Genomic DNA, 5,534 nt, shown 5'->3' on the forward strand with positions numbered 1-5,534 from the left:
ACCCAAAAATCCGTGGTTGAGCTGCCCAAAAATCCCATCCTAAAGCTATCTACCATATAGTAAATCGGGTTAAATTTACTCAACGTTTGCCAAAACTCTGGCAAGATTTCAACGCTATAAAACATCCCACCCAGGTAAGTCATGGGCATTAATATAAAAGTTGGAACAATTGAAATATCGTCAAAGGATTGAGCAAAAACAGCATTAATAAATCCTGCTAATGAAAACAAAATGGCTGTTAATAAAAAAGTCATGAGTACGATCCAAACATTGTAAATATGCAACTCTACAAAGAAAGATACAGCAATAAAAACCCCAAGTCCCACGGTAAATCCACGTGCTATACCGCCAGAAATATAGCCCAGTAAAATTACCCAGTACGACACGGGTGAAATTAACAACTCTTCAATACTGTGATTAAATTTCGCCAAAAAGAACGAGGACACTGTATTGGCATAAGAGTTTTGAATAACTGTCATCAAGATAATGCCAGGAATAATAAAGTGCAGATAATCAACACCTTGCATGTCACCAATGCGCTCACCCATTAGACCGCCAAAAATAAGTAAGTAAAGCGAAGTGGTAATAATGGGTGGAAAAATGGTTTGCACCCAAATGCGAGAAAATCGTAGAATTTCTTTAATAACAATCGTTTTGTAAGCGATCCACATGTTAATTTTTCCTTGACGTTAAACGCAGGAATAAAGTTTCCAGGCGATTCTGTGCACTTCTAACATGTTCAATTTCAATACCTTTAACACTTAGCGCATTGAGCGCTTGGCTAATACTCACCTCATCTAAAACAACTTGTATCGAATAATCATCTAACAGCTCTATTTTAAAATCAAGCTCAGGCAAGGTATTTGGCAAACGTTTAACGCTTTCTAGAATTAAAACCTGTTGGGAAACCCTGGCCAAAAGCTTTTTCATGCTGGTTTGTTCAATAATTATCCCTTTGTCCAAAATAGCAATATTACGACATAAAGACTCAGCCTCTTCTAAATAATGCGTGGTGAGGATGATGGTCACCCCTTGGGCATTAAGCTCTCGCAGAAAATCCCACATGGATCGACGAATTTCAACATCAACACCCGCACTAGGCTCATCAAGAATAAGAATTTTTGGCTGGTGAATTAAAGCTCTCGCCAACATTAACCGTCTTTTCATGCCACCAGATAATGATTTTGCCATATCTAGACGCTTATCCCAAAGCTCTATACGCTTTAATAGGATTTTTGCTTGGGCTTTGGCAGTACAACGATCAATGCCGTAATACCCCGCTTGATTAATTAAAATTTCCTCAATAGGTTCGAACGGATTAAAGTTAAACTCTTGTGGCATAAGCCCAATCATTCGCTTCACTTCATTAAGATGCTGAGACTGGTCTTTACCCAGCACCTGAACCTTGCCCGAAGACTTGTTCAGTAAAGAACAAATAATACCAATCATGGTGGTTTTTCCAGCACCATTACTGCCCAACAATGCAAAGAAATCTCCTTGTTTGACACTCAAATTAACCTGAGACAATGCCTGCATATTGTTGGCATAGGTTTTTGTCAGATTAGAGATTAATAATGCTTCTGTCATGTCATAAAGACTTAATTATGAAATATAAATAAGTTGGCCAAGTGGAAGATTAAAAGTATTTTAACATTTATCCCCTTTTATCGGTTGTTTTTGCGATAATTATCACCTTTAAATGAGTGATGGAATTTACACGATGTCCACGATAAAAAATATAGAATTACCTGATATTGGTGACTTTGACGAAGTAGAGGTTATTGAGATTTTAGTGAGTGTTGGCGACAAATTAGAAACTGATGATAGCATAATAACTCTAGAAAGCGACAAGGCTTCTATGGAAATTCCCACGCCTAGTGCGGGTGTAGTCAGCAGCATTAATGTTAATATCGGTGACAAAATTAAACAAGGTGATGTTGTTGTTACACTGGAAAGTGAAGAAAATAGCGAGAAAAAAATCCCATCAGATACTGAAAAAACATCTGTATCTACACAAACAGCTTCTTCAATTATTGCCGTTAACGTACCTGATATTGGTGATTTTGACGAGGTGGAGGTTATTGAAATACTAGCTTCTGTGGGTGATGAAGTTTCTGAAGAAGATAGTATTATCACACTAGAAAGTGACAAAGCCTCAATGGAAATCCCCACTCCGGTTGCAGGAAAAATTGTTGAAATTAGCGTTAACTTAGGTGATAAACTTAGCTTAGGCGATCTCATTCTTAGCGTAGAATCTACCAGCGTCAATAGCTCAAAAGCAGCTGCAGAAGTAGCACCAACTAAAACTTCACAATCAACATCTGCCCCTGCACAAGCAGTACAACCGGTAGCAGCCAAGTCAGTATTAGACCAATCAGTATCCACTCTACCGACTGGAGAATCTCACGCCTCCCCTTCGATTCGAAAAATGGCTAGAGAGATTGGTGTCGACCTAAGTCGTGTCACCGGCACAGGACAAAAAGGCAGAGTCTTAGATAAAGATCTTAAAGCCTATGTTAAGCAAATTATCACTTCTGGCGGAGGTAGTTCACTACCAAAGACGCCAGTCATTGATTTTTCAAAATTTGGCGAAACTGAAACACTGGCATTATCTCGAATCAACAAACTCTCAGGCAAGCATCTAACTGCTTGTTGGCTAAATATTCCACATGTCACTCAATTTGACGAAGTCAATATTGACCAAATGGAAGCCTTTAGACAAGAGCAAAAGGCTAAAGGCGTTAAGTTAACACCTTTAGTGTTTATTATGAAGGCCGTTATACAGGCGCTTAAAAATCATCCGCGCTTTAATGCCTCTCTGGATGAATCTGGTGAAAACCTTATTATTAAAAAATACTTTAATCTAGGTATTGCCATGGATACACCCAATGGCTTGGTGGTTCCTGTCATCAAAAATGTTGAGAGAAAATCACTAACCGAATTAGCAACAGAGCTAGCAGAGACATCGGCCAAAGCGCGCGACGGAAAGCTAAAGCCTGGAGACATGCAAGGTGCAGGATTTACAATTTCAAGCTTAGGTGGTATTGGTGGCACACAATTTACACCGATTGTAAACTCACCAGAAGTTGCTATCTTAGGTGTATCAAAATCACAAACAAAACCTATTTGGGATGGCAAAAACTTTGTTCCAACACTAACTCTACCACTTGCACTGTCTTATGACCATCGAGTAATTGATGGCGCTCAAGGTGGACGTTTTATGGCGGACTTAAACTCAATCCTAAGCGATATTAGAGAGATTTTATTATGATTACCAAAACTCAAGTTGTTGTTATTGGATCAGGCCCAGGTGGCTATACTGCCGCATTTAGAGCGGCTGATCTTGGCAAAGAGGTAACTCTAATTGAGCGTTATGACGCTCTTGGTGGCGTTTGTCTAAATGTAGGTTGCATCCCTTCAAAGGCGCTTTTGCACACTGCTCAAGTGATTAATGAGGCAGAAGAGGCTTCACATTTAGGAGTTACTTTTAACGAGCCCACAATTGATATTGATGGCGTACGCAGCAATAAAGAAAAAATCGTTGGCAAGCTAACAGGTGGCATTAAGGCGTTAGCCAAAGCAAGAAAGGTCAATGTCGTTACTGGTTATGGAAAATTTATCGCTAACAATCAGATCGCCATAGAGAACAGTGATGAAGTGATTGAGTTTGAACAATGCATTATTGCAGCAGGCTCAAGAGTTACCAAAATTCCTGCTTTTCCATTTGATGACCCACGCGTCATGGATTCAACCGATGCACTAGAATTAAGCGATGTACCAAAACGTCTACTAATCGTTGGTGGCGGCATTATTGGCCTAGAAATGGCTACTGTATATGAAGCTTTAGGTAGTGAAATTACTGTTGTAGAGTTGTCTGATCAGCTAATTGCCAGTGCCGATAAAGATATTGTTAACCCATTATTCAAACGCATTAAAAAGCGTTATGCCAATATCTTTCTAAATACCAAAGTTGCCAGCATGGAAGCCTTGGATGCAGGCATTAAAGTGGAATTCGAAGGTAAAAAAGCGCCAGAATTTGACACTTTTGACAAAGTCCTGGTATCTATTGGTCGTTCGGCAAATGGACATCTTATTGGCGCCGACAAGGCCGGTGTTGAGGTTGATGACTGGGGCTTTATTCATGTTGACAAACAAATGAAAACCAACGTAAAAAATATCTATGCAATTGGCGATATTGTTGGCCAGCCAATGCTGGCGCATAAAGCTGTACACGAGGCCAAGGTTGCTGCTGAAGTGATTTGTGGTCATAAATCCGGCTTTGACGCACTCACTATTCCGTCTGTTGCTTACACAGATCCTGAGGTAGCTTGGACAGGTAAAACAGAAAAAGAGCTTAAAGCCGAAGGCGCTACATATGAGAAAGGTGTTTTCCCTTGGGCAGCAAGTGGACGTAGTCTGAGCATCGGCAGATCCGAAGGTGTCACTAAAGGCTTATTTGATGCTAAAACTGGTAGAATCCTAGGCATGGGAATTTGTGGAACAAATGCGGGCGAGCTTATTGCAGAGGCAACTCTAGCCATAGAAATGGGGTGTGACATGTCAGATATTGCACTCACTATTCACGCACACCCCACTCTGAGCGAAACAACCGCCTTTGCAGTCGAAATGGCAGAAGGCACTATTACTGATTTATTGCCACCAAAAAAACGATAAGAAGATTATGAATATTGCACAAGCCAGAAAAAACTCTATTGATAACCAAATTCGCCCTTGGGGTGGTTTAGACTATATTGCTAATAACGCCTTAAAATCAGTCCCTAGAGAGGAATTTGTACCCGATCATTACAAAAACCTTGCCTTTGCTGATATTGAAATCCCGCTATCCAATAAAGCCAAAATGCTTTCACCAAAGGTAGAGGGTCGACTGCTAGATGCACTTAATATTCAGAAAAATGAAACCGTGTTAGAAGTGGGCACAGGTAGCGGCTACTTAACAGCTGTTTTATCAAAATTATGTCAGTCTGTTACCAGTATTGAAATTGATGAAACACTCAGTCAAGGCGCCCAAGAGAAGTTAAAGCAGCTTAATATTAACAATGTCACATTAGAGGTTGGTGATGCCTCAAAAGGATGGCAGCGATCTACAGATTTTTTTGATGTTGTCGTTATCAGCACTTCTGTACCAAAAATCACTGGACGGTTTTTTCACTTATTGAATGTAGGTGGACGCATTTTTGTCGTCGAAGGCACTGGAAAAGCCATGAGTGCTAAAATTATTACGCGCCTTAGCGAACACAAATGGGAGACGAAATCTTTATTCGAAACCCAACTAGATGTCATGCAAGGCTTGGAAACATCTGCAAAATTTGAATTTTAATTAATCCTTAAAAACCCTCTAGGCTTATGAATATTTTTTTTAATTTCGTCCTAAAAAAATCCATTTTAGGCTTAATCCTGTTGCTCATAACAACAGGATTTTTTATTACTCAAATACCTAACTTTCAATTAGATGCTTCTTCAGACTCTTTGGTGCTTGAAGGAGATGAAAATCTAGCTTTTTATCAGCGTGTTAA

General features: G+C 39.7%; 5 protein-coding genes. 3 read left to right on the top strand and 2 right to left on the bottom strand.

Annotation, left to right across the window (positions count from 1 at the left end):
• Both ABNR88_RS06835 and ABNR88_RS06840 read right to left on the bottom strand, forming a co-directional pair.
• Nucleotides 1–671: ABC transporter permease (locus ABNR88_RS06835; RefSeq protein WP_291927987.1), on the bottom strand; the 671-nt coding region annotated here is incomplete at its 3' end.
• 1 nt (nucleotide 672) lies between these two features.
• Nucleotides 673–1,587 carry an ABC transporter ATP-binding protein gene (locus ABNR88_RS06840; RefSeq protein ID WP_291927989.1) on the bottom strand — a complete coding sequence of 305 codons (915 nt, stop codon included), beginning with the start codon at nucleotides 1,585–1,587 and terminating at the stop codon, nucleotides 673–675.
• 112 nt (nucleotides 1,588–1,699) lie between these two features.
• Between ABNR88_RS06840 and ABNR88_RS06845 the strand changes: the two genes are divergently transcribed.
• Genes ABNR88_RS06845 through ABNR88_RS06855 form a run of 3 tightly spaced genes read left to right on the top strand, consistent with a single transcriptional unit; the run spans nucleotide 1,700 to nucleotide 5,338 of the window.
• A complete protein-coding gene (locus ABNR88_RS06845; RefSeq protein WP_348670221.1) occupies nucleotides 1,700–3,271 on the top strand; it encodes a dihydrolipoyllysine-residue acetyltransferase in 1,572 nt (523 codons plus the stop codon).
• On the top strand, nucleotides 3,271–4,674 hold the full coding sequence (lpdA, locus tag ABNR88_RS06850) for a dihydrolipoyl dehydrogenase (RefSeq protein WP_291928001.1): 1,404 nt from the start codon (nucleotides 3,271–3,273) through the stop codon (nucleotides 4,672–4,674). Before ABNR88_RS06845 ends, lpdA begins: the two co-directional genes overlap by 1 nt.
• A 7-nt stretch (nucleotides 4,675–4,681) precedes the next feature.
• Nucleotides 4,682–5,338, top strand: a complete 657-nt coding sequence (locus tag ABNR88_RS06855) for a protein-L-isoaspartate O-methyltransferase (protein WP_291927991.1) — start codon at nucleotides 4,682–4,684, stop codon at nucleotides 5,336–5,338.
• Nucleotides 5,339–5,534: the final 196 nt, after the last annotated feature.

The sequence above is a fragment of the uncultured Candidatus Thioglobus sp. genome, from assembly GCF_963981275.1.
GTDB lineage: Bacteria > Pseudomonadota > Gammaproteobacteria > PS1 > Pseudothioglobaceae > Thioglobus_A.